The organism is Pedococcus dokdonensis (assembly GCF_900104525.1).
Taxonomy (GTDB): domain Bacteria; phylum Actinomycetota; class Actinomycetes; order Actinomycetales; family Dermatophilaceae; genus Pedococcus; species Pedococcus dokdonensis.
Genome location: NZ_LT629711.1, coordinates 3681962 through 3705892 on the forward strand (window position 1 = coordinate 3681962; position 23931 = coordinate 3705892).

24 protein-coding genes are annotated in these 23931 nt (G+C 71.9%); 18 read left to right on the forward strand and 6 right to left on the reverse strand.

Translation table 11 applies throughout. From position 1 onward, the window contains the following. The first annotated feature begins 2 nt into the window (after positions 1-2). The 7 genes from hpt to BLQ34_RS17355 all read left to right on the forward strand — a co-directional run bounded on the left by hpt (position 3) and on the right by BLQ34_RS17355 (position 7404). Positions 3-554 carry a hypoxanthine phosphoribosyltransferase gene (gene hpt / locus BLQ34_RS17325; RefSeq protein ID WP_091788378.1) on the forward strand — a complete coding sequence of 184 codons (552 nt, stop codon included), beginning with the start codon at positions 3-5 and terminating at the stop codon, positions 552-554. Between the two features lie 178 nt (positions 555-732). Continuing rightward, positions 733-2829, forward strand: coding sequence for an ATP-dependent zinc metalloprotease FtsH (gene ftsH / locus BLQ34_RS17330; protein WP_091788381.1), 2097 nt, complete (start codon positions 733-735; stop codon positions 2827-2829). Continuing rightward, positions 2819-3412 carry a GTP cyclohydrolase I FolE gene (gene folE, locus BLQ34_RS17335; RefSeq protein ID WP_091788383.1) on the forward strand — a complete coding sequence of 198 codons (594 nt, stop codon included), beginning with the start codon at positions 2819-2821 and terminating at the stop codon, positions 3410-3412. The genes ftsH and folE overlap by 11 nt, the downstream gene beginning before the upstream one ends. Further along, positions 3409-5130: a phosphatidylglycerol lysyltransferase domain-containing protein gene (locus BLQ34_RS17340; protein WP_197674735.1), complete on the forward strand. Its 1722-nt coding sequence runs from the start codon at positions 3409-3411 to the stop codon at positions 5128-5130. Before folE ends, BLQ34_RS17340 begins: the two co-directional genes overlap by 4 nt. Next, complete coding sequence (folP, locus tag BLQ34_RS17345) at positions 5127-6059, forward strand: dihydropteroate synthase (protein WP_197674736.1); 933 nt, start codon at positions 5127-5129, stop codon at positions 6057-6059. The genes BLQ34_RS17340 and folP overlap by 4 nt, the downstream gene beginning before the upstream one ends. Continuing rightward, positions 6056-6940, forward strand: a complete 885-nt coding sequence (gene folK, locus BLQ34_RS17350; protein ID WP_091788386.1) for a 2-amino-4-hydroxy-6-hydroxymethyldihydropteridine diphosphokinase — start codon at positions 6056-6058, stop codon at positions 6938-6940. The genes folP and folK overlap by 4 nt, the downstream gene beginning before the upstream one ends. Further along, positions 6937-7404, forward strand: a complete 468-nt coding sequence (locus BLQ34_RS17355; RefSeq protein WP_157693125.1) for a DUF3180 domain-containing protein — start codon at positions 6937-6939, stop codon at positions 7402-7404. Before folK ends, BLQ34_RS17355 begins: the two co-directional genes overlap by 4 nt. 9 nt (positions 7405-7413) lie before the next feature. Here the strand turns inward: BLQ34_RS17355 and BLQ34_RS17360 are convergent, their stop codons facing one another. Together BLQ34_RS17360 and BLQ34_RS17365 are read right to left on the reverse strand one after the other, a co-directional pair. Next, positions 7414-8547, reverse strand: coding sequence for an NADH-quinone oxidoreductase subunit D (locus BLQ34_RS17360; protein WP_091790171.1), 1134 nt, complete (start codon positions 8545-8547; stop codon positions 7414-7416). A gap of 82 nt (positions 8548-8629) precedes the next feature. Continuing rightward, complete coding sequence (locus tag BLQ34_RS17365) at positions 8630-9211, reverse strand: hypothetical protein (RefSeq protein WP_091788392.1); 582 nt, start codon at positions 9209-9211, stop codon at positions 8630-8632. A 93-nt stretch (positions 9212-9304) separates the two neighbouring features. Between BLQ34_RS17365 and BLQ34_RS17370 the strand changes: the two genes are divergently transcribed. Next, the gene (locus BLQ34_RS17370; RefSeq protein WP_231961340.1) at positions 9305-10546 is read left to right on the forward strand and encodes a cytochrome P450; all 1242 of its coding nucleotides are present in this window, start codon (positions 9305-9307) and stop codon (positions 10544-10546) included. On the opposite strand, the gene BLQ34_RS17375 is transcribed toward BLQ34_RS17370, so the two are convergent. Next, complete coding sequence (locus tag BLQ34_RS17375) at positions 10530-11468, reverse strand: SAM-dependent methyltransferase (protein WP_197674737.1); 939 nt, start codon at positions 11466-11468, stop codon at positions 10530-10532. The two genes, BLQ34_RS17370 and BLQ34_RS17375, sit on opposite strands and share 17 nt — an antisense overlap. 121 nt (positions 11469-11589) lie before the next feature. Here BLQ34_RS17375 and BLQ34_RS17380 point away from each other — a divergent pair, with 121 nt between their 5' ends. From BLQ34_RS17380 to nadC, 6 genes are all read left to right on the forward strand, one after another. Beyond that, complete coding sequence (locus BLQ34_RS17380; protein ID WP_091788398.1) at positions 11590-12492, forward strand: PDDEXK family nuclease; 903 nt, start codon at positions 11590-11592, stop codon at positions 12490-12492. 65 nt (positions 12493-12557) lie between these two features. Beyond that, positions 12558-13454 (forward strand): Rossmann-like and DUF2520 domain-containing protein, encoded by an 897-nt coding sequence (locus BLQ34_RS17385; protein ID WP_091788402.1) that lies wholly within the window; start codon positions 12558-12560, stop codon positions 13452-13454. Beyond that, entirely contained in the window at positions 13455-14438 is a 984-nt protein-coding gene (panC, locus tag BLQ34_RS17390) for a pantoate--beta-alanine ligase (RefSeq protein ID WP_231961341.1), read from the forward strand. It abuts the gene before it with no gap. A gap of 2 nt (positions 14439-14440) precedes the next feature. After that, a complete protein-coding gene (gene panD / locus BLQ34_RS17395) occupies positions 14441-14866 on the forward strand; it encodes an aspartate 1-decarboxylase (protein WP_091788408.1) in 426 nt (141 codons plus the stop codon). Next, on the forward strand, positions 14859-16586 hold the full coding sequence (locus BLQ34_RS17400; RefSeq protein WP_091788411.1) for an L-aspartate oxidase: 1728 nt from the start codon (positions 14859-14861) through the stop codon (positions 16584-16586). The genes panD and BLQ34_RS17400 overlap by 8 nt, the downstream gene beginning before the upstream one ends. After that, entirely contained in the window at positions 16583-17461 is an 879-nt protein-coding gene (gene nadC, locus BLQ34_RS17405) for a carboxylating nicotinate-nucleotide diphosphorylase (protein ID WP_091788414.1), read from the forward strand. Before BLQ34_RS17400 ends, nadC begins: the two co-directional genes overlap by 4 nt. 82 nt (positions 17462-17543) lie before the next feature. Here the strand turns inward: nadC and BLQ34_RS17410 are convergent, their stop codons facing one another. Next, positions 17544-18977 (reverse strand): fibronectin type III domain-containing protein, encoded by a 1434-nt coding sequence (locus tag BLQ34_RS17410; protein ID WP_157693126.1) that lies wholly within the window; start codon positions 18975-18977, stop codon positions 17544-17546. A gap of 428 nt (positions 18978-19405) precedes the next feature. Here BLQ34_RS17410 and lysS point away from each other — a divergent pair, with 428 nt between their 5' ends. The 4 genes from lysS to BLQ34_RS17430 all read left to right on the forward strand — a co-directional run bounded on the left by lysS (position 19406) and on the right by BLQ34_RS17430 (position 22103). Continuing rightward, positions 19406-20863, forward strand: a complete 1458-nt coding sequence (gene lysS, locus BLQ34_RS17415; RefSeq protein WP_091790175.1) for a lysine--tRNA ligase — start codon at positions 19406-19408, stop codon at positions 20861-20863. Then, positions 20860-21057, forward strand: coding sequence for a hypothetical protein (locus tag BLQ34_RS17420; protein WP_091788420.1), 198 nt, complete (start codon positions 20860-20862; stop codon positions 21055-21057). Before lysS ends, BLQ34_RS17420 begins: the two co-directional genes overlap by 4 nt. Positions 21058-21154: 97 nt before the next feature. Then, positions 21155-21487, forward strand: a complete 333-nt coding sequence (locus BLQ34_RS17425; protein ID WP_091788423.1) for a histone-like nucleoid-structuring protein Lsr2 — start codon at positions 21155-21157, stop codon at positions 21485-21487. Between the two features lie 175 nt (positions 21488-21662). Beyond that, on the forward strand, positions 21663-22103 hold the full coding sequence (locus BLQ34_RS17430) for a (2Fe-2S)-binding protein (protein ID WP_157693127.1): 441 nt from the start codon (positions 21663-21665) through the stop codon (positions 22101-22103). Here BLQ34_RS17430 and ligD (BLQ34_RS17435) read toward each other — a convergent pair. Together ligD (BLQ34_RS17435) and ligD (BLQ34_RS17440) are read right to left on the reverse strand one after the other, a co-directional pair. Further along, positions 22100-22984: a non-homologous end-joining DNA ligase gene (gene ligD / locus BLQ34_RS17435; protein ID WP_091788428.1), complete on the reverse strand. Its 885-nt coding sequence runs from the start codon at positions 22982-22984 to the stop codon at positions 22100-22102. The genes BLQ34_RS17430 and ligD (BLQ34_RS17435) overlap by 4 nt on opposite strands. Further along, positions 22977-23921, reverse strand: a complete 945-nt coding sequence (gene ligD, locus BLQ34_RS17440) for a non-homologous end-joining DNA ligase (RefSeq protein WP_091788431.1) — start codon at positions 23919-23921, stop codon at positions 22977-22979. The genes ligD (BLQ34_RS17435) and ligD (BLQ34_RS17440) overlap by 8 nt, the downstream gene beginning before the upstream one ends. Between the last annotated feature and the right edge of the window lie 10 nt (positions 23922-23931).

Genomic DNA, 23931 nt, shown 5'->3' on the forward strand with positions numbered 1-23931 from the left:
CCGTGGACGCTGCCCACATGGGAGCCGATCTCGAGAAGGTCCTCATCACCGAGGAGGAGATCCATGCGCGGCTCGACGAGCTGGCGGCGGAGATCTGGGCCGAGTACGACGGCAAGGACCTGCTCCTGGTCGGGGTGCTGAAGGGCGCCGTGATGGTGATGGCCGACCTGTCGCGGGCCCTCCCGGGCACGGCGCCGGTCGACTGGATGGCGGTCTCGTCCTACGGGTCGGGCACCAAGTCGTCGGGTGTGGTGCGGATCCTCAAGGACCTCGACACCGACATCACCGGCAAGCACGTCCTGATCGTCGAGGACATCGTCGACTCCGGGCTCACGCTCTCGTGGATCAAGTCCAACCTCGAGTCGCGCTCGCCCGCCTCGGTCGAGATCTGCACGCTGCTGCGCAAGCCCGAGGCCGCCAAGGTCGAGATCGACGTGAAGTGGGTCGGCTTCGACATCCCCAACGAGTTCGTCGTCGGGTACGGCCTCGACTACGCCGAGAAGTTCCGCAACCTGCGCGAGGTCGGCACCCTCGCGCCGCACGTCTACGCCTGAGGCGAACCCGGAACGGACCCGGGACCAGGGCGGAACACCGGGCCCATCCGGGTCGTTGTCCAGCACGAACCACCCCGGCACCGCGTAGTACCGTCGTGGCAGAGCCGTGCCCACGCCGGGCCACGGCACCGAGCGTCAGCGAAGCAGGAGGAACGGGGCGGCCAGCCCCGCCACACACATGGATTTGAAGCGCATCCTTCGGGCCCCCATCTTCTGGGTCGTCGTCGTCATCCTCGTCACCCTCACGGTGTTCGGGCTCAGCGACTCCGGTGGCTACACGCGGATCGACACCTCCGCCGCCCAGCAGCTGATCACCGACAAGAAGGTCGAGCGCGCGGTCGTCACCAACAACGAGGTGGTCGACCTCGACCTCAAGAAGGGTGAGAGCTACTCCGACGGCAAGAACGTCAAGGACGCCACGAAGGTCCGCACCCAGTACGTCGACGCCGCTGGCCCGAGCTTCATCGAGCAGCTCTACGCCAACGAGCCGCCGGGTGGGATCAACCAGCAGATCAAGGACACCAACCCGTTCCTGGCCCTGCTCGGCTCGCTCCTCCCGATCATCATCCTGCTCGGCCTGTTCTGGTTCCTGATGACGCAGATGCAGGGCGGCGGCTCGCGCGTCATGCAGTTCGGCAAGTCCAAGGCCAAGCTCGCAACCAAGGACACCCCCAAGGTCACCTTCGCCGACGTGGCGGGGGCCGACGAGGCGGTGGAGGAGCTCCACGAGATCAAGGAGTTCCTCGCCGAGCCCGCGAAGTTCCTGGCCGTCGGCGCCAAGATCCCCAAGGGCGTGCTGCTCTACGGTCCGCCCGGCACCGGCAAGACCCTGCTCGCGCGCGCTGTCGCCGGCGAGGCGGGCGTGCCGTTCTACTCGATCTCGGGTTCTGACTTCGTCGAGATGTTCGTCGGTGTCGGTGCCTCGCGCGTCCGCGACCTGTTCGAGCAGGCCAAGGCCAACGCCCCGGCCATCGTCTTCGTCGACGAGATCGACGCCGTCGGCCGACACCGTGGAGCCGGCCTCGGCGGTGGCCACGACGAGCGCGAGCAGACCCTCAACCAGCTGCTCGTCGAGATGGACGGCTTCGACGTCAAGACCAACGTCATCCTCATCGCGGCGACCAACCGCCCCGACATCCTCGACCCCGCACTGCTGCGCCCGGGCCGGTTCGACCGCCAGATCGCGGTCGAGGCGCCCGACATGATCGGCCGCCACCGGATCCTCGAGGTGCACTCCCAGGGCAAGCCGATGGCCACCGGGGTCGACCTGCTCGCCGTCGCCCGCCGCACCCCCGGCTTCACCGGTGCCGACCTGGCGAACGTCCTCAACGAGGCCGCCCTGCTGACCGCCCGCAGCGACAAGAAGCTGATCGACGACGCGTCGCTCGACGAGGCCATCGACCGCGTGATCGCGGGACCCCAGAAGCGCACCCGGATCATGTCGGCCAAGGAACGCAAGATCACCGCCTACCACGAGGGCGGCCACGCCCTGGTCGCCGCGGCGATGAACCACCTCGACCCCGTGACGAAGGTGACGATCCTCCCTCGCGGCCGGGCGCTCGGCTACACGATGGTGATGCCGACCGACGACAAGTACTCCACGACCCGCAACGAGATCCTGGACCAGCTCTCCTACGCCATGGGTGGCCGCGTCGCGGAGGAGGTCGTGTTCCACGACCCCACGACGGGTGCCTCCAACGACATCGAGAAGGCCACCGGCATGGCCCGCAAGATGGTCACCGAGTTCGGCATGAGCGAGCGGGTCGGGGCGATCAAGCTCGGCCAGTCTCAGGGCGAGGTCTTCCTCGGTCGCGACATGGGCCACCAGCGCGACTACTCCGAGGAGGTTGCGTCTGTCGTCGACGAGGAGGTGCGCAAGCTCATCGACGCCGCGCACGACGAGGCGTGGCACGTCATCAACGACAACCGCGACATCCTCGACCGGCTGGTCCTCGACCTGCTCGAGCACGAGACCCTCAACGCCAAGGAGCTCGCCGAGATCTTCGCCCCGATCCGCAAGCGGCCCCTGCGCCCGACGTGGCTCTCGAGCGAGACCCGGTTCCTCTCCGACCAGCCGCCGGTGCTCACGCCCGCCGAGAAGGCCGCGCAGAACGGGTCGTCCGCGCCGCTGGAGGCTGCCGGCACCAACCGCGCGACCGCCGAGGCGATCGACAAGGCGGCCGAGGCCGGCGCGGTGAAGGCTCCCGAGGAGCACCCGCCCACCCAGGTGATCGAGATCCCCGAGGGTGGCCAGGTCGATCCGAATGGCCGCTGACCACTCTCAGCACGAGGTCGACCAGGCCCGTGCCGAGGCGGCCGTGCGTGAGCTGCTCATCGCCATCGGGGAGGATCCCGACCGCGACGGGCTCGTGGAGACCCCGGCCCGGGTGGCTCGCGCCTACGGTGAGTTCTTCGCGGGCCTGAGGCTGGATGCCGCGGACGTGCTCTCGAAGACCTTCGAGATCGACCACGAGGAGATGATCCTGGTGCGCGACATCGAGGTCTACTCGATGTGCGAGCACCACCTGGTGCCGTTCCACGGGGTCGCCCACGTGGGATACATCCCCGCCAAGGACGGCCGCGTGACCGGGCTGTCCAAGCTGGCCCGGCTCGTCGAGATGTATGCGCGCCGTCCCCAGGTGCAGGAGCGCCTGACCACCCAGGTGGCCGACGCGCTGTGCACCCACGTGGGGGCCCAGGGCGTCATCGTGGTCGTGGAGTGCGAGCACCTCTGCATGTCGATGCGGGGCATTCGCAAGCCCGGGTCGCGCACCATCACCTCGGCGGTCCGGGGCCAGCTGCGCGACCCGGCCACCCGGGCCGAGGCGATGGCGCTGCTCCTGGGTGGCAAGCGGTGAGCGGACGCGATCTCGCGCGCCCCACCACCACCAAGCTCCCCGGCATCCTCGCGGCCTCGCGGGTGCCCCGACTGCTCGGCACGCTCACCTACGTCGTCGGGACGGTCGACCTGCTCACCGGGTTGCTGCACTCCTGGCGGGTGCACCTGCACGGCCTGACCGAGGTGCTGCCGGGCGCGCTCTCCGACGCCGCCGCGGCAGCCACCGTCGTCTCCGGCATCTTCCTCATCGTCCTCGGCCACTCGCTCAAGCGGCGCAAGCGCCGCGCCTGGCGGGCCGCCGTCGTGCTGCTCAGCGTGTCGGTGGTGCTGCACGTCATCAAGACCGAGCCGGCCGCTGCCGTTGCGTCCCTGGTGGGCCTGGCGCTGCTGGTGCGCTACCGCGCGGAGTTCCGGGCCCTCGGCGACCCGTCGACGCGCTGGCGGGCGGTGCGGGCGTTCGTGCTCCTACTGGTGCTGTCCGTCGTCTTCGGGGTCGTCGTGCTGTGGCTCAACCGGCGTGACGTGGTCGGCGGCTTCCCCGGCTTCGCCGACCTCGTGCGCGAGCTGGGGCTCGGGATGGTCGGCCTCGACGGCCCGCTCACCTTCACCCGCGACCGGTCCGCCGACATCGTGGGCTCCCTGCTCCTCGGGCTCGGCCTGATGATGTTGCTGACGCCGGCCTACCTGGCGCTGCGACCGCCGGAACCGCGCCCCTCGCTCACGGACGACGACGAGGCCCGGCTGCGCGACCTGGTCGGGCGGCACGGCGACTCGCTGGCCTACTTCAACACTCGGCGCGACAAGTCCGTGGTGTGGTCGGCGTCCGGCAAGGCGGCGGTCGCCTACCGAGTGGTCTCCGGTGTCATGCTCGCCAGCGGTGACCCGGTCGGCGACCCCGAGGCGTGGCCCGGGGCGATCCAGGCGTTCCTCGCCGAGGCCGGCGCGCACGCCTGGACCCCGGCGGTCCTCGGCTGCTCCGAGCAGGCCGGCACGGTCTGGGTGCGCGAGACCGGCTTCTCGGCGCTCGAGCTCGGTGACGAGGCCGTCGTCGACGCTTCGACCTTCACCCTCGCCGGGCGGCCGATGCGCAACGTGCGCCAGATGGTCGGCCGCGTCGCCCGCGCCGGGTATGCCGTGGAGGTCTGTCGCGTCCGCGACGTCACCGACGACGTGCGGGACCGCGCGCTCGCGGACGCAGCCGCGTGGCGCTCCAGTGCCACCGAGCGGGGCTTCTCGATGGCGCTCGGGAGGCTGTTGGAGCAGGCCGATCCCGAGTGCGTGTTCGTGGCGGCACGGCAGGATGGGGTCGTGCGCGCGTTCCTGCAGTTCGTCCCCTGGGGCACCGACGGGATGTCCCTCGACGTCATGCGACGCGACGCCACCGCGGACGCAGGGCTCAACGAGCTGATGATCACCGAGACCCTGGCCGCGGCCCCCGGCCTCGGGGTGCAGCGGGTCTCCCTCAACTTCGCGGCGTTCCGCTCGGTGCTCGAGCGGGGCGGCAAGCTGGGTGCCGGGCCGGTCCTGCGGGCCTGGCGCAGCGTGCTGCTGTTCGCCTCGCGGTGGTTGCAGATCGAGAGCCTCTACCGGTTCAACGCCAAGTTCCAGCCGCAGTGGCAGCCCCGCTTCCTCGTCTACCCGTCCGCGTCCGACCTGCCGCGGGTGGGTCTCGCGGCGCTGGAGGCCGAGGCCTTCCTCACCTGGCCGAAGCTCGGCCGGCTCGGGGGCAGGGCATGACCGAGGGCCTGACGACACCGGGCGCCGCGGTGGGCGGCTCGCCAGGCTCCTGGCCGTTGCGGCGCGACGACGGGCTCCCGGTGGTGATGGGCGTCGTCAACGTGACCCCTGACTCGTTCAGCGACGGCGGCCAGTGGTTCGAGCCGGCCGCCGCCGTCGAGCACGGCCGCGAGCTGCTGGCCCAGGGCGCCGACATCCTCGACGTCGGCGGCGAGTCGACCCGGCCGGGTGCCGAGCGACCTTCGGTCGCCGAGGAGCTGCGTCGCGTGCTCCCGGTCGTGGAGGCGCTCGCGGCCGAGGGTGCGGTGGTGTCGGTCGACACGATGCGCGCCGAGGTGGCCGCTGCTGCCGTGGCGATGGGCGCGGGTCTCGTCAACGACGTGAGCGGGGGGCTCGCCGACCCCGAGATGGCCGGGGTCGTCGCCGGGCTGGGGGTGCCTTTCGTGGCGATGCACTGGCGCGGGCACAGCGCCGACATGCAGTCCCGTGCGGTCTACGACGACGTCGTGGCCGAGGTGGTCGCCGAGCTGACCGACCGGGCGGCCGCCCTCGTGGCCGCCGGGATCCGGCCCGACCGGGTCGTCCTCGACCCGGGCTTCGGCTTCGCCAAGCTCGCCGACCACAACTGGTCGCTGCTGCGTGCCCTCGACCGGGTCCTCGCGCTCGACCACCCCGTCCTCGTGGGCACCTCCCGGAAGGCCTTCCTGGGTCGCATCGGGGTGCCGGCGGGCGCCGACCCACGGCCGCCGCTCGACCGCGACGTGGCGACCGCCGCGACCTCGATGCACGCGGCTCGGCTCGGCGCCTGGGGGGTCCGGGTGCACCACGTCCCGTCCACCCTCGACGCCATGCACGTGGCGCGGGCCATCGCGGACGCCCCGACCACCGCTGCGACCACCACCGCGTCCCCGATGGAGGCCCGCCCGTGACCGACCAGATCGTGCTGAAAGGCATCTCCGCCAAGGGATTCCACGGCGTGCTCGACTTCGAGAAGCGTGACGGGCAGGTGTTCGTCGTCGACGTCACGCTGCACGTCGACCTCGCCCCCGCCGGCGCCAGCGACGACCTCGCCGACACGGTGAACTACGCCGAGGTGGCCGGCGACGTGGTGGCCCTGATCGAGGGCGAGCCGCTCGACCTGATCGAGGCGCTGGCGGCCCGCATCGCCGACCGGGCGCTGGCTCGCCCACTCGTGGAGGCGGTCGAGGTGGTGGTGCACAAGCCCGAGGCGCCCGTGGGGCATCCGTTCAGCGACGTGCAGGTGCGCGTCACGCGGGAGCGGCAGTCCACCGTGGTCATCGCGATGGGCTCCAACATCGGCGACTCGATCGAGACCCTGCACGACGCAGCGATCTCGCTCTACGGCCTGATCGACGTCGTCGAGGTGTCGGCGCCGGTGGAGACCGATCCGGTCGGCGGTCCGGAGCAGCCGGTCTACCTCAACGCCGTCGTGACGGGGACGACCCACCTCGCTCCCTCGTCGCTCCTGGCCGGACTGCACGACATCGAGCTGGCGCACGGCCGCACTCGCGAGGTGCGCTGGGGACCGAGGACGCTCGACCTCGACCTGGTGCAGTACGGCGACCCGGTCTTCGACACCGACGTCGTGATGGACAGCCCCACGCTCACGCTGCCGCACCCGCGGGCGCACGAGCGTGGCTTCGTGTTGGTGCCGTGGTTGCAGGCCGACCCCGAGGCGGTCCTCCGGGTCGACGGTGAGGTCCGGCGGGTCGCCGACCTGGTCGCCGCCATGGACGTGTCCGGGGTGCGGCCCGGTCCCGACGTCGACCTCCTGGAGGGGCCGTGGTGAACGACGGGGGCGGCCTGCGCTGGCCGCAGCTCGCGGCGATCGGGCTCGTGGTCGGGCTGGTCTCGTGGCTCGGCTGGCGGCTCTACCTCAACGCCGGCCACCTGCTCGGACCCGCCTCGTGGGTCTCCGCGGTGATGATCGTGGCGATGGCGGTGCTCGTCATCGGGGCCGGTCTGCCGGTGCGCCGCTTCCTGCGCGGTGAGGCCCGCAAGCCGCTGAGCCCGATCCGTGCAGCCCGCACCCTGGTGCTCGCCCAGGCTGCCGCCCTCACCGGGTCGGCGGTGTTCGGCTGGTATGCCGCGCAGGTCGCGCACACCCTCGCCGACCTCGACCTGCCGGGCTACCGCTCGCTGTTGTGGCGGCTGCTGGCGCTGTCGGTGGCCTCCCTCGTGCTGGCCGCCGCGGGGATGCTCACCCAGCGGATGTGCCGCGTCGACGGACCCGACGACCGCGACCACCGCTGACCCGGCCTGCTACTTGTCGACGTCCCCGACGACGAAGAACATCGAACCGAGGATCGCCACCATGTCGGCGATCAGGTTGCCCGGCAGCACCTCGGCCAGCACGGCGACGTTGTTGAACGAGGCCGACCGCAGCTTGAGCCGCCACGGCGTCTTCTCGCCGCGCGACACCAGGTAGTAGCCGTTGAAACCCAACGGGTTCTCGGTGGCGGTGTAGAGGTCGCCCTCGGGGACCTTGAGCACCTTCGGCAGCTTCACGTTCACCGGGCCACGGGGGAGGGAGCGCAACCGGGCGAGGCAGGCCTCGGCGAGGTCGAGCGAGACGTGCACCTGCTCGAGCAGCACCTCCAGCCGGGCCAGGCAGTCGCCGGCCGTGCGGGTGACCACGCGACCGGGCCCACTGTCGGCGAACAGCTCGGCGTAGGCGAGGTAGGGCTCGTCGCGTCGTAGGTCCATGTCGACCCCCGCCGCTCGGGCGATCGGACCCGAGACGCCATACGCGGCAATGGTTTCCGGTGAGACCACCCCGACGCCCCGGGTGCGCGCCTCGAGGATCTCGTTGCCCACGATCAGCGCCTCGAGGTCAGGCAGCCGCCCACGCACGGCCTGCACGGCATACGCGACGCGGTCGAGCCAGCCGGCCGGGAGGTCCTCCTTGAGCCCACCCACGCGGTTGAACATGTAGTGCATCCGTCCCCCGGACGCCTCCTCCATCACCGCCTGGAGCTCCTCGCGCTCGCGGAACGCGTAGAAGATCGGGGTGATCGCGCCGAGCTCGAGCGGGTAGGACCCGAGGAACATCAGGTGGTTGAGCACCCGGTTCAGCTCGGCCAGCAGGGTGCGCGCCCACACCGCCCGCTCAGGCACCTCCATGCCGAGCATCCGCTCGACCCCGAGGACGACCCCGAGCTCGGAGGAGAACGCCGACAGCCAGTCGTGCCGGTTGGCCAGCACCACGATCTGGCGGTAGTCGCGCACCTCGAACAGCTTCTCGGCGCCGCGGTGCATGTAGCCGACGATCGGTTCGGCCGACACGATGCGCTCGCCGTCGACGACGATCCGCAGCCGCAGCACGCCGTGGGTGGCCGGGTGCTGCGGACCGATGTTGAGCACCATGTCGGCGGTGGCGAGTCCGCCCGCGCCCATGCCGACGGTGAGCTCGCGCCGGCCTTCCGTGGTGGTCACGTCGTCAGTCTGCCGTATGCCGCGCGGCCGGCACCTGGTCGCGTCAGCCGGGGCAGCCGGGGATGTTCTGGATCGTCGTCGCCGCACCCTGGTCGTCGATCTGCACCAGGACCGTGTTCTCGCGGTCGGCCAGGCCCTTGAGGGCGGCGGCGTCCACCGACTTGGTCTGCAGGGGCTGGTCGGCCGCGATGCAGTGGTGGTAGAGGATCCGCACACCGTCGGCCAACGGGATCGTGTAGGTCAGCTTGGCGTTCTGGTTCTCGTAGGGGACCTTGCCCTTGAACGGGTCGAGCGGCACGCCGTCCTTGGCGAGCTTGGCGTCGTCGAGCTTCTTCCAGGTCCACCGGTCGAGCTCGATGAAGCCGACCCCGCCCACGTCGCCGGTCTTCGTGACGACGCCGTAGTCGTAGTCGCGGCCCTTCACGTCGGACTTCGGGGTCTTCGGCGCCGAGGAGGTCTTGCTGCCGCTCGGCGGCTTCGCGGTGACGGTGGGGGTCACGGTCACGGTCACGTTGCCGCCTGCGCCCGGGGTGTCGGAGCCGCACGCCGACAGCAGGGTCGCGGCGGCGAGTGCGGCCAGGGCGCCCGCAGCGGTCGTCGCGCGCGCGTGGTGCTGGAGCTTCATGGGGACGGGGGTCCTTTCGAGTGACAGCAACGATCCAGTTTGCCCTCCGCCACGCGCCTGACAAAACTCGCTCAGGTGCGGCAGGCTGCGAAGGTGCCCCCGCAGACCACCCCCGACACCACCCCCGACACCGCCCCTGCCGGCAGTCCCGTCGATGCCGCCGACTTCCTCGACCTGGCCGACCCCGCGACGGTGGCAGACCCCTATCCGCACCTCGCGGCCCTGCGGGCAGCGGCCCCGATGGCGTTGCACAGCGGCATGGGCACCTGGCTCGCCACCGGCCACGCCGAGGCCGGTGCCGTGCTCCGTGACCGGCGGCTGGGTCGGGTCTTCGGGCCGCGCACACCCGAGTCCGACTGGGACACCTTCAACTGGCTGCACGCCGACTCGATCCTCGACAGTGAGCCGCCCAAGCACACCCGGCTGCGTCGGCTGGTGGCCGGCGCCTTCGGCCGCGGGCACGTGCAGCGGCTCGCACCGCGGATCGAGGAGCTGGCGGCGGGTCTGCTGGCCGACCTGCCCGACGGCGAGTTCGACGTCATCGAGCACTACGCGGAGCCGCTGCCGGTGCTGGTCATCGCCGAGCTGCTCGGGGTGCCGGAGGTGGATCGCCACCACCTGCGCCCCTGGTCGCAGGCGATCGTGCGGATGTACGAGGTGGACCGGACCGAGGCCGACGAGGCGGCGGCGCGCGAGGCGGCCGGTGCGTTCGCGGCATACGTCGAGGAGCTTTCGGCAGAGAGGGCCAAGGCGCCCGGCGACGACCTCCTGACCGACCTGGTCACGGCCCGCGACGGTTCCGACCGGCTCTCGGCGCACGAGCTGGTGGCCACCGCGGTGCTGCTGCTCAACGCGGGTCACGAGGCGAGCGTCAACGGCTTCGGCAACGGGCTGCACTCCTGGCTCACCGCGCCCGACCGCGCTCTCCTCGACGTCGGTGACGACGCGGCGGTGGCCCGGATGGTCGAGGAGTTCCTGCGTCACGACTCTCCGCTGCACCTCTTCGAGCGCACGGCCAAGGAGCCGGCCGAGGTGGCCGGGATCGTCCTGGAGCCGGGCGACAAGGTGGCTGCCCTCCTCGGTGCCGCCAACCGCGACCCAGCCGTCTTCGCGGACCCCGACCGGTTCGACCCGACCCGCGACCCCAACCCGCACCTCGCGTTCGGGGCCGGCATCCACTTCTGCATCGGCGCACCACTGGCGCGGCTGGAGCTCGAGATCTCGGTGCGGACCATGCTGTCGAGGTTCCCCGACCTCGGGGTCGTCGAGGCGGTGCGGCGGCCGACCTTCGTGCTGCGGGGGTTCGAGCGGCTGGTCGTCAGCCCACGCGCTTGACCGCCCAGAGGAAGTCCCCGAACCCACCCCGGGCCACCAGCGCCGCCGCGGCCGATGCGGACCCCAGCGCGCGCAGGTAGGCCTGCGGGTCGCTCGTCGCCAGCTGCACGGGGGGCGTCCGTCCGTCGACGCCCAACCCGCGCAGCGCCGTGCGCTGGTCGACCAGCTCGTCGTGGTCGAGGGTGTCCATCGCCACGTGCGCGGTGAGGTCGCAGCTGCCGTCCGGCACCGGCGCGACCTGCTGCCCCCGCCGGTATGCGGTGAGCGTGCCCGCCGTGGGCCGGTCACCGCCCCGATGCCCGTAGTCCACGGCAACGACGACCCCGCGGTCCACCCGGCTCACCAGGTCGGCCCAGGCGCGGTCGCGGGGGAGCCCGACCTCGACGCGGTCGCCGGGCGCTGCGGTCGGCCAGTGCGTGGTCGCCCAGTCGAGCTCGGCGCCGTCGAGGTGGTCGCCGAGGGACTCCTCGCCGCTGGCAGGGTCGACCAGCACGTGCCGCAGCACACCGGCGTCGTCGACCTCGGCGACCGGGCAGGGCACGACGTCGAGCCACTCGTGGGCGACCACCAGGGCTCCGTCGAGGCGATCCAGCTCCGCCGGCAGGCGGGCTCCGCCAGGGGCCGTCAGCCACTCGACCACCTCGTCGAGCTGCGGTGGCCTGGCCACGACGTCGACGCCGGTGAGGCGCAGGGCCGGCTCCGCGGCATACACGTGGGTGAGCAGCTCACCGCGGCCGGCGCCGACGTCGACGACGTGGGTGAGCCGGTTGTCGGCGGCCAGGCGGGCGAGGGCGGCACCGAGGACCGCGCCCGGCCCGCCGTGGGTCGCGGTGCTGAAGTGGCCGGCCGGGCCGGTCGGGGAGCGGTAGAAGCCGTCTGGCCCGTACAACGCCTCCTGCCAGGCCTCCTGCCACCCCTTCACCCGACCCAACCTATTGCGAGTTGTGTGCCTCAGCGCGGGCTATGGACCACTCTCAGGCACACAACTCGTGGCCTGTGGATGACGAGAGCTCTGCGCGAGGCACTCTCGCCACGATGTCGGGATGTCACGGGACTGGCGGGGACTCGCCGCGGCGCAGGACGGGATCCTGGCCCGACGTCAGCTCCGAGAGCTGGGCATCAGCCGGCACCGGGTGGCGAGCCAGGTCATGGCAGGTCGATGGGTCGAGCTGACGCCGCGGGTCGTCGCGACCGTGACCGGCACCCTGACCTGGGAGCAACGGGCCTGGGCGGGAGTTCTGCATGCAGGCGGCACCGCCCTGGTCGGGGGCCTCACCGCGACCGAGAAGCACGGACTGAGCGGCTGGCACCGCGACGAGATCACCATCGTGGTCGATGACGAGCTGTCCTTCGAGCCAGTCGACGGAGTGCGGTTCTTCCGCACGCGTCGTGACCTGGCCCGGATGCGACAGGTCCGGGGAGGGTTGCCGCTCTGTCGAGTCGAACCAGCGGCGCTGCTCTGGGCGGCCCACGAGCGGTCTGCGCGCTCGGGCCAGGGGCTGTTGGCGGCGGTGGTCCAGCAGCGGCTCACCACGGCGAGCGACCTGCTCGACGAGCTCGAGCGCCAGAGGCCACTTCGCCGTGCACGGATGTTCCGGACGGCCCTCGAAGACATCCGTGGCGGAGCCCAGTCCATGGCAGAGCTCGACGTGGGGCGAATGTGCCGGCGGGCCGGCCTTCCACTGCCGCGGCGGCAGGTGAAACGCAGGGACAGTGTGGGCAGGAGTCGCTACACCGACTGTGAGTGGCCACTGCCCGACGGGAGGGTGCTGGTGCTGGAGGTGGATGGCGGGTTCCACATGGACGTGGAGCACTGGGAGGACGACCTCGCGAGACAGAGACGCCTCGCGTCGGCCGACAGGGTGGTCGTCCGGTGCACCGCGCGGGAGCTGCGTGACGAGCCTCAGACGGTGGTGCGGGACCTCAGGGCCCTGGGTCTCAGATAGTCGTGTGCCCCAGCGCTTGCCATAGCCCGCGCTCAGGCACACGACTCGGGGGATAGGTTGGGCGGGTGACTTCCGCCGACGAGCGTCCCGCGCGGCTCGACGTCGGGGTGGTGGGCGCGGGCCGCGTCGGCGCCGTCCTCGGGGCAGCCCTCCAGGGGGTCGGACACCGGGTCGTCGCCGTGTCCGGGGTCAGCCAGGAGTCACGCGACCGCGCCGGTCTGCTGCTGCCGGGTGTGCCCGTGCTCGCTCCGGAGGACGTCGTCCGCCAGGCCGAGCTGGTCGTCCTCGCGGTGCCCGACGACGCGCTCGCCGACCTCGTGGGGGGACTGGCGGCCACGGGTGCGTGGCAGGCCGGCCAGCTCGTCGCGCACACCTCGGGTCGGCACGGGCTCGAGGTCTATGACGCCGCCCTCGACCAGCACGTCCTCGGGCTCGCCCTGCACCCGGCGATGACCTTCACCGGCACCCGGCTCGACCTCGACCGGCTGGTCGAGTGCTGCTTCGGGGTCACCGCGCCCGAGCCGCTGCGCCCGGTCGCGGAGGCGCTGGTGCTCGAGATCGGCGCCGAGCCGGTCTGGATCGAGGAGTCCGCTCGCGGGCTCTACCACGCGGCCCTCGCCCACGGCGCGAACCACCTGGTCACCCTGGTCGCCCAGTCGCTGCAGGCGTTGCGGGCCGCAGGGGTGGCGACGCCGTCGCGGGTGCTCGGCCCCCTGGTGTCGGCCGCGCTCGACAACGCCCTGCGCGCAGGTGACGCTGCCCTCACCGGGCCGGTCGCGCGCGGCGATGCCGGTACCGTGGCCGAGCACCTGCGACAACTCCAGAGCCTCAGCCCCGACATCCGCCCGACCTACGTGGCGCTGGCCCGGGCGACCGCCGAGCGGGCGCTGGCCAGCGGCCGGCTCAAGCCGCACGTGGCCGAACCCCTGTTGGACATCCTCGCCACCGACCAGGAGCGTTAAGTGAGCGAACAACCCGGTATGCCGTCCGCCTCCGCGGGCGCGACCGTCACCGCCGGCCCACCGGCCGAGGGGTCGCCCCCTGCCGGCCGCGAGCCGGTCGTCGCGCGGAGCCGCGAAGAGCTGCACGCCGCGCGCCGCGCACTCACCGACGGCGACGTGGCCGTGGTCATGACGATGGGCGCGCTGCACGAGGGCCACGCCACCCTGATCGAGACGGCGCGGCAGCGGGCCGCGCACGTGGTCGTGACGATCTTCCTCAACCCGCTGCAGTTCGGCCCGCGCGAGGACCTGTCGCGCTACCCGCGCACCTTCGACTCCGACATGGAGATCTGTCGCCGGGCCGGGGTCGACCTGGTGTTCGCCCCCACCCCCGACGTGATCTACCGCGACGGCGACCCCGGTGTCCGCATCTCGGCCGGACCGCTCGGCAACGTCCTCGAGGGCCAGGCGCGACCCGGTCACTTCGACGGCATGCTGACCGTGGTCGCCAAGCTGTTCCACCTGACCCGCGCGGACTCGGCGTACTTCGGGCAGAAGGACGCCCAGCAGCTGCTGCTCATCCGGCGGATGGTCCGCGACCTCGACTTCTCCGTGAAGGTGATCTCGGTGCCGACCGTGAGGGAGTCCGACGGGCTGGCGATGAGCAGCCGCAACATGTATCTCACCGAGTCCGACCGCGAGACGGCGCTGTGCCTGTCGCGCGCGCTGCGGGCCGGGGCTGCCGCGGCCTCCGAGGGCCCGTCAGCCGTGCGCCGGGCGGCCCGCGCGGTGCTGGTGCGCGAGCCGCTCGCCCTGATCGACTACCTGGTGCTGGTGCACCCGGCGACCCTCGAGGACGTGCCCGAGTGGTACCGCGGCGAGGCGCTGCTCGCGGTCGCCGGTCGGGTCGGCACCACGCGGCTGATCGACAACCTGCCCATCCTGGTCGGCCCGCAGGGTGGCGCGCTCGAGGTGTTCTCGGACGTCGAGTCGGCGGGCGCCTGACCATGCAGCGCTTCATGCTCTACGCCAAGATCCACCGCGCCACGGTGACCCAGGCCGACCTGCACTACGTGGGGTCGCTGACGATCGACCGTGACCTCATGGATGCCGCAGGGCTGCTGCCCGGTGAGCAGGTCGACGTCGTCGACGTCGACAACGGCAACCGGCTCACGACCTACGCGATCGAGGGCGAGCGGGGCAGCGGGATCGTCTGCATCAACGGCGCTGCAGCGCGCCTGATCTCCCCCGGCGACACCGTGATCATCATCGCGTATGCCGCGATGGACGACCACGAGGCCCGCACCTTCGAGCCACAGGTCGTCTTCGTCGACGGGCAGAACCGGATCGTCGAGGTCGGCCACGACGGGGGCGACGTGCCCGACGGGTTCGGGCTGAAGACGTCGGCGGTCACGCGGCGTCCCCATGACTGAGACCGGGGCCGACGCGACCGACGGGGGCCCGCTCCGGCTCCCGGGTCGGCTGCGGGCGCCACAGCCGGGCTGGACCGCCCAGGCCGACGTCATCGTCGTCGGCTCCGGGATCGCCGGGCTGACCACGGCGCTGCGGCTGCGGCAGCGCGTCGACCGCGTGCTGCTGGTGACCAAGACGGTGCTGTCCGAGGGGTCGACGTTGTGGGCCCAAGGGGGCATCGCCGCGGCCCTCGACCCAGCGGACTCGCCCGAGGACCACCTGCGCGACACCCTCGTGGCAGGCGTCGGGATCTGCGACGTCGACGCCGTGCGGGCGCTGGTCACCGAGGGCCCGCAGAGGGTGCGCGAGCTGGTGGCCCTGGGTGCGGAGTTCGACCGCGACGCCGAGGGCGAGATCAAGCTGACCCGCGAGGGTGGGCACCACCGCGACCGCATCGCCCACGCCGGCGGTGACGCCACCGGCCGCGAGATCTCCCGTGCCCTCATCGCGGCGCTGCACCGCGTGCAGGACGACCCGGGCATCGAGGTGGTCGAGCACGCGCTGGTCGTCGACCTCCTGCTCGACGCGGGTGGCCGCGCCTGCGGCGTGACCCTGCACGTGATCGGCGAGGGCCAGCGCGACGGCGTCGGGGCCGCGCGGGCGCGGGCCGTGGTCCTCGCGACCGGTGGCCTCGGACAGGTGTATGCCGCGACGACGAACCCCTCGGTGGCCACCGGCGACGGCCTCGCGGCCGCGCTGCGGGCCGGCGCCGAGGTCGCCGACGTCGAGTTCGTCCAGTTCCACCCGACCGTGCTGTGGCTGGGGGCGGGCTCGACCGGGCAGCAGCCGCTGATCTCCGAGGCGGTCCGCGGTGAAGGTGCCTTCCTGGTCGACCGGGACGGGGTGCGGTTCATGGAGGGGCGGCACCCGCTGGCCGACCTCGCCCCCCGCGACGTCGTGGCCCGGGCCATCGCCGAGCGGATGCGCGAGACCCGCGAGGACCACGTCTACCTCGACGCCCGGCACCTCGGTCGCGAGTTCCTCGAGGAGCGCTTTCCCACGATCGTGGCGCGCTGCCGGGAGCTCGGCTTCGACCCGGCCACCGAGCTGTTGCCGGTCGCCCCGGCCGAGCACTACGCCTCGGGCGGCGTCCGCACCGACCTGCACGGGCGCAGCTCGGTCGAGGGCCTCTACGCCTGCGGCGAGGTGTCGTGCACGGGGGTGCACGGCGCCAACCGGCTCGCCTCCAACTCGCTGCTCGAGGGCCTCGTCTTCGCCCACCGCATCGCCGACGACCTCTCGGCGCGGCTCTCGGCGGGTGAGCTGCCACCGGTGCCGCCGGGGCAGGCCGGCCGGCCGCCCGGTGCGGCGGCACTGCTGCCGCACACCTCGCGGGTCGACGTGCAGGCCGCGATGACGGCCGGAGCGGGAGCGGTGCGGACCGCGGAGTCGTTGCGACACACCGCGATCGCGCTCACCGCGCTCGCCGACCAGTCCCTCGACGACGGTGTCGGCGCCCCCGAGCCGGGCCCGCAGTCGTGGGAGACGACCAACCTGCTGCACGTCGGTCAGGTCCTCACGTCGCTGGCGGCCCGGCGCGAGGAGACCCGCGGCGGGCACGTTCGCGATGACTTCCCCGAAGCCGTCGACGCCTGGCGCGGCAACCAGCGGGCCACCCGTGGGCGCGACGGCGTCGTCACCACCACCTTCCACCTCGTGCCCGAACAGGACCTCTCGTGACCGATCTCGCGTTCCCCGAAGAAGACGCGCTCACCGTCATCCGCACCGCGCTCGACGAGGACCTCGGCGGGCTCGACGGGGTGGACGTCACGACCGCGGCCACCATCCCAGCCGATCAGGTGAGCGCCGCGCAGGTGGTGGCGCGCGAGGCCGGTGCGCTGGCCGGCATACCGGTCATTGCAATGGTTTTCGACGAGGTGGCTCGGCGCCTCGGCGCGGAACCGTTGCAGGTCAACGCTCTTCGCGCCGACGGCGACGTCGTCGCCCGGCATGACGTGGTCGCCGAGCTGACGGGTTCGACGCAGGTGACGCTGGTCGGGGAGCGGACCGTGCTCAACGTCGTGTGCCGGCTGTCCGGTATCGCGACCCACACCCACCGGTGGGCCGAGCAGCTGGCCGGCACCGGTGCCACGGTCCTCGACACGCGCAAGACGACGCCGGGACTGCGCGCACTGGAGAAGTACGCGGTCCGCGCCGGCGGTGGCACGAACAAGCGGATGGGCCTCTACGACGTGGCCATGATCAAGGACAACCACAAGCTCGCCGCCGGGTCGCTGAGCAAGGCGTATGCCGCGGTGCGGGCGAAGTTCCCCGACGTGCCGGTGCAGGTGGAGGTCACCACGACCGAGGAGGCGCTCGAGTCGGTGGAGGTAGGTGCGCGTTTCCTGTTGTGCGACAACATGTCCGTCGAGCTCCTGCGCGCGACCGTCGAGGCGGTGCGGGCCACCGGTGAGGACGTCGAGCTCGAGGCCACCGGCGGCCTGACCCTCGACGTCGCGCGGGCCTACGCCGAGACCGGGGTCGACTACCTCTCGGTCGGCGGCCTCACGCACTCCTCACCGATCCTCGACCTGGCCCTCGACCTGGTCGACTGACCGGCGCCGCGAGCCCCCTGGCTCGTGCGGGAAGGGGAGCCACCGGACATCCGGTGGCTCCCCTTCCGCTGGTGCTGTCGAGTCAGTGCCGTGACACCGTCCGCAGGCGACGGGCTGCGGTCGTCGAGGCGAGCCCGAGGAGCAGGAGTCCGAGGGCCAGAGCTGCCTGGGCTGCGCCCGCACTGCCGGTGAGCGCGAGCTGTGCCGTGGGCGCCTGGGCAGGGTAGGCGGCGGGGATCGCGGCGGGAATGGCTGCGGCTACCGGGCGGGGTGCGGGCCTCGACGGAGCAGCGGGGGTGCTGCTCGGCACGACCACCGTCACGGTCGTGGCCACACCGGGACCGACGACGTTCGACGCAGTCACGGTGACCCGCCAGGTGCCCGGGGCCAGGTCTCGGAAGGTGGCGCTGGTGGCTCCGGCAGGCAGGGTGCGGGTGACGCGGTGCGCACCCGACGTCAGGACGACGTCGTAGCCGTCGACCGGCCCGTAGCCGACTCGGGAGGGGGCCCCCCAGGTCACGGTCACCGCCGATCCGGACCGAGTGGCTGCGACGTGGCGCGCTGCGGACGGCCCGTCGCCGACCGAGATCGGCACGAACACCCGCCATCCCATCCCCGCGTCGTTCACCGCGAACACCACGGCGGAGTAGTCGCCGTCCTCGATGTCGTTGAAGACGGCCTTGTACGTCGAGGGGGAGAAGTCGTCACCGTTGCCCCAGCGACGGGTGGCGTAGCCGGCGCCATAGCTGGTGATCGGCGAGTCGCCCTCGTCGGCCGGTGCCGACCAGGTGATGGTGATCTGGCCCGGCGCGGTCTGGTGGGCGATGACGTTGCGCGGCGCTGACGGCGTGCCGGGCGCAGGCGGCAGCTGGTTCATCCGCAGGTCGGCGGACTGGGTGGCGACACTGCCCGCGGAGTTGGTGAAGACGGCGCGGTAGCCGGGCTCGACGTCGGCCAGGGAAGCGGGCGGCGAGGTGTAGCTGTCGGACGTGGCGCCGGGGATGTCGACCCAGGTGTCCTCGGTCCAGCGGCGGAACTGCCACTGGACGGTGGGGACCGGTGTGCCGCTGGCGTGCGCCGTGAAGGTGGCTGACTCGCCCAGGTCGACCCAGGTCTCCACCGGCTGCGTGGTGACGACGGGTGCGGTGGAGGCGGGCGCGACCGCGGTGCGGCTGGTGGCGGCAGCGCGCCGAGACGGGGCGGTCTGCGCCGGGGCGACGGACTGCGTGGCGGCCGGCTGCGTGGCGACCGGCGGGGTGGCGACCGGCGCGGTGACGGCTGGCGGGGTGGTGACGGGCTCGGTGACGGTCTCGATCGGCGGGGCGGGCTCGACCTCGGTGGAGGGGGCCGCCTCCGCGGGCGCGGCCGGCGGGTCCGCCACCGGCGTCACGGCCGGCGTCCCTGCCGGTGTGGTGGACGAGGGGGCGACCCCTGCTGCGGTCGACGGGGCCGACTCGGCGGATGCCGGACCCGCGGCGGTGATCCCGACGCACGCTGCGGCTGCGACCAGGGCCACGAGGCGGCCGGCTGATCGGCGGCGCGGCGAGCGTGTCAGGACGGGCGGGGGGACGGGGGGCAAGAGCATCGGGTTTCCCTGCTGTCGGCTCCTCACGCACCGTGCAGGGGTGCGGGCCCAGGCGGGCCGGGAGTGCGCATGCATTCCCGGGTGCGCGTGGAGAGTGCCGACGTGGAGCGGTCGGGGTCGATGGCGCAGTGGGACTCGGCGAACGTAACAAGCAGAGTGGTCGGTTCCTGACCAACCCGGCATATCAGGACAAGGTCCACCCGATCGGACTAGGCCGTTTCACCCGAAGTGGGCGCATCCGCCTCGCACCGGTCGGGCGCGGGGGGCGGTATGCCGGTCGGTACCCTTTGCGGGTGAGCCAGACCCCCGAGACCGTCACCTCCGACGCCACCGCGACCGACGCCGACCTGCCCGAGCAGATGCAGGTGCGGCGCGACAAGCGCGACCGGTTGCTGGCCGAGGGGAAGCAGGCCTTCCCGGTGTCGGTGCCGCGGACCCACACGCTGGCCGAGGTGCGTGAGCAGTGGGGGCAGCTCGAGACGGGCGAGGAGACCCAGGACGTCGTCGGGGTGGCCGGTCGGGTGATCTTCGTCCGCAACACCGGCAAGCTCGCGTTCGCAACCCTCCAGGAGGGGATCGGCACCCGGCTGCAGGTCATGCTCAGCCTGGCCGAGGTCGGGGAAGTGGCCCTCGCCGAGTGGAAGTCCACCGTCGACCTCGGCGACCACGTGTTCGTCGAGGGTCGGGTGATCTCGTCGCGCCGTGGTGAGCTGTCCGTGATGGCGACCCGGTGGGAGATGGCGTCCAAGGCGCTGCGACCGCTGCCCGTGCTGCACAAGGACCTCTCGGAGGAGTCGCGCGTCCGCCAGCGCTACGCCGACCTCATCGTGCGCCAGGAGGCGCGCGACATGGTGCGCACCAAGGCGGCCGCGCTCTCGGCGATCCGCGGGGTGCTCGAGTCGCAGGGCTACCTGGAGGTCGAGACGCCGATCATCCAGCTGGTCCACGGCGGCGCTGCGGCCCGCCCGTTCCGCACCCACATGAACGCGTTCGACCAGGAGATGACCCTGCGGATCGCGTTGGAGCTCAACCTGAAGAAGGCCGTCGTCGGCGGGGTCGACAAGGTCTACGAGATGGGCCGGATCTTCCGCAACGAGGGCGTCGACGCGACGCACAGCCCCGAGTTCACGATGCTCGAGGCCTACCAGGCCTATGGCGACCAGACCACGATCGCCGCCCTGATGCGCGACGTCTTCCTCGGCGTCGCCGACGCGTTGGGGTCACGCCAGGTCGAGACCGCCGCGGGCACGGTGGACCTCGACGGCGAGTGGCGCTGGCTGCCCGTCTACCAAGGAGTCTCCGAAGCGGTCGGTGAGGTCGTCACCATCGACACCGACCTCGAGACCCTGCGCGGCTACGCCGAGAAGCACGACGTGGCGATCGACCCGGCCTGGGACAAGGACAAGGTGTTCCTGGAGCTGCTGGGTGAGCTGGTCGAGCCGGGCCTGCTCCAGCCGACCTTTCTGTGCGACTACCCCGCGATCGCCCAGCCGCTGGCCCGCCCCCACCGCAGCGAGCCGGGGCTGATCGAGGCCTGGGACCTGATCATCGGTGGCGTGGAGCGGGGCACCGGCTTCTCCGAGCTGGTCGATCCGGTGGTGCAGCGCGAGGTGCTGACGGCACAGTCCGTCAGGGCGGCCGGTGGCGACCCGGAGGCGATGCAGCTCGACGAGGACTTCCTGCGGGCCCTGGAGTACGGCGCCCCACCGATGGGTGGGCTCGGGTTCGGCGTGGACCGACTCGTGATGCTGTTCACCGACGCGAGCATCCGCGAGACGATCCTCTTCCCGCACCTCAAGCCCGAGGTGACGCGATGAGCGGCGTGTGGCCCTACGTCGCGGCGCTGATCCCGTCGGCAGGCGTGGGATTCCTCTTCTGGCTGGTCATCAAGAACATGATCGAGGGTGACCGCAAAGAACGCCTCGCGCATTCCCAGTGGGATGCCGCGCACCCCGAATCCAACGTCGAGACGCGGGCCGAACCGGACAATTCCAGGTCCGGCGACAAATAGCCTTCGGCATTCATTTCCCCTTCCCTTCCGAAGCAGATAGTTTTGGCTGCACCACCAATTCACTTGGTGCCCCTGATTGCATTCGGAAGGAATTCAGATGGCCCAGCGTGTCAACATCGTGCTCGAGGACGACCTCGACGGCTCCGAGGCCGACGAGACGGTCACCTTCGCCCTCGACGGCGTGAGCTACGAGATCGACCTCAACGCGAAGAACGCTGCCGCGCTGCGGGATGCACTGGCGCAGTACGTCGGTCACGCCCGTCGCGCCGCCGGCCGCCGCTCTGCGGGTCGCCCGGCCGGCTCCGGTCGCAGCGCTGGCAAGCGCGACCTCGGCGACGTCCGGGAGTGGGCTCGTTCGAACGGCCACCAGGTGAGTGACCGAGGGCGCATTTCCGCCGAGGTCCAGGCCGCCTACGACAAGGCGCACTGACCTGCAGGTTTCTCTGGTCCCGCCCGGTGGGCAGCCAGGTCCGGGCGCAGCAGGGCAATCGGTATTGTCCTGGAGCTGGCGGGACATTGTCGAAAAGCAGCGAGCCGGAATCGATGCGCTGCAGGAATGGCGGACCAGGCTGGCCGTTTCGACGGCCCGCCAGTACGCCGCCGCGGTGCCCGAGTCGATGCCCTCGGCCTTCGTCCTCCAGTGGACCCTGGAGGCGGCGGCCGAGGCCGGCGTGCACGCCGCCCGGCACCATCCGTGGGTGGTACATCCCTTCGAGGCGGTGCTGGGCTTCGAGCTGCAGCCCACCCAGCTCTACCCGGTGGCGGTCCAGTTCGAGCGGCCCCGCGTCACGACGGCGCTCCTGGACGACCGGCTGGAGGCAGCCAGGGCGGCATACCTGGTCGACGCCCTCGAGCTGGCGCTCGGGTACCACTCGCCGGTGCGCCTGGGTGAGCACACCCGGAGGGCGATGGTCGACGACGTGTGGGCGATGACGCTCGCCCGGGCCCAGGGCCAGCGCCCGCCCGAGCGGGGCTCGTGCTGCTTCATCTACGTGCTGCCCGGCGTGCACGAGTGCTCGGGCTGCCCCCGCCTGCGCCGACGCTAGGACGCCAGCAGGTCGGCGAGCAGGTCGCCGTCCGACTCGAGCCGGTCGAGCACCTCGTCGAACATCAGCTGCTCGAACTTCGCGCCCTGGGCGCCCGCCTCGACCTCGTCCCACGAGCGTGGCGCCGCCACCGTGGGGGTCTCCTTGCCCCGCAGCGAGTAGGGGCAGACGGTCGTCTTGGCGGCGACGTTCTGGCTCCAGTCGAGGAAGACCTTGCCGGGCCGCAGCGACTTGGTCATCTTCCAGACGATCAGCTCGGGGTGCTTCTTGGTGAGCTCCTGCGCGAGCTGCTGGGCGAGGTCGCGGGTCTGGTCGGAGGTGAGGTCGCCGGGGAGGCCGGCATACAGCTGCATCCCCTTGCTGCCACTGGTGACCGGGTAGAGGTCGAGTCCGAGCGCCTCGAGCCGGTCACGAACCATCAGGGCGACCTGGGCGCACTCCTTCAGCCCGGCCGGGGAGCCCGGGTCGAGGTCGATGACCAGCCGGTCGGGGTGCTGTCGCTCGCCGTCGTCGACGCGCCACTGCGGGATGTGCAGCTCGATGGAGTTGAGGTTGACCAGGTAGGTGAGGTGCGACAGGTCCTCGACCATCGGGTAGGTGACGTCGTCGATCCTGACCCGTGGCAACCACGACGGCGCCCCGGACGGCAGGTTCTTCTCGAAGAAGCTCTGGTCGTTCGTGCCGTGGGGGTATCGCACGCGGGTCAGCGCGCGGTCCGCGAGGTGGGGGAGCAGCACCTCGGACACCTGGGCGTAGTAGTTGAGCACCTCGCCCTTGGTGGTCTCGGTCGAGGGGTAGAGCAGCTTGTCGAGGCTGGTGAGCTTGAGAGTGCGGCCCGCCACCTCGACGCGCGTCACCTCCGGGACGTATCGCTCAGCCACCGTCCACCTCCTGCAGGTCCTCGGGGGTCAGGTCGGCTCGCATGCCGAGGTATGCCGGTTGGCGCAGCCGGCCGTCGCGCGTCACCTCGAGGGTCCGTGCCTCCACGACCACGACCGGGTCGACCCAGGTCACGCCCGCCCGATCGAGCCGTGGCACCTCGTCGCTGAACGGTGAGTCCGTCCTGGCGTGCGGCGCGAGGGCCTCGGCGAGCTGGACCGCCGCCCGACCGGCGATCCCGCTGCCCATCCGCCCGGCGAACCGCCAGCCCCCCGTGCCGTCCGGCACGCCCAGCAGCACCGCGCCCAGCCGGCCGGAGTCGTTGGTCTTCTCCGCCCGCCACCCGCCGACGACGGCCGAGACGGTGCTCCGGTGCGGGGACTTGAGCCAGTCGGTCGACCGCCGCCCGGGCAGGTAGGGGGCCGACCGGCGTTTGCTGACCACGCCTTCGAGCCCCTGCTCGAGGGTGGCGGCGAAGAGCTCGGCGCCGTCGTCGTAGACCGGCGGCACCTGCCAGTGCCGACCGGCGAGGTCGAGCCGCTCGAGCAGCTCGCGCCGCGCCGACAGCGGCTGGGCGGTGAGGTCGGAGCCATAGAGCCGCAGCAGGTCGAAGACCATCAGGGTGACCGGTCGCACGGCCGAGAGACGCTCGGCCTTGCGACGGTCGCGCACGTGCATCCGGTCGGCCAGGGCCCCGAACGACGGCCGCCCACCGTCGAGGGCGACCACCTCACCGTCCAGCAGCATGTCGTCGTAGGTGCCGGCCAGGGGTTGCAGCTCGGGGAAGCTGACCGTCACGTCGTTCCCGATCCGCGACGTCAGCGTCAGCACCCCGTCACGGACGTCGGCCAGCACGCGCATGCCGTCCCACTTGACCTCGTGCAGCCACTCGTCGCCATCGGGGATGGCGGTGGTGGGGCTGGCCAGCATGGGACGCATGGGGCCATCC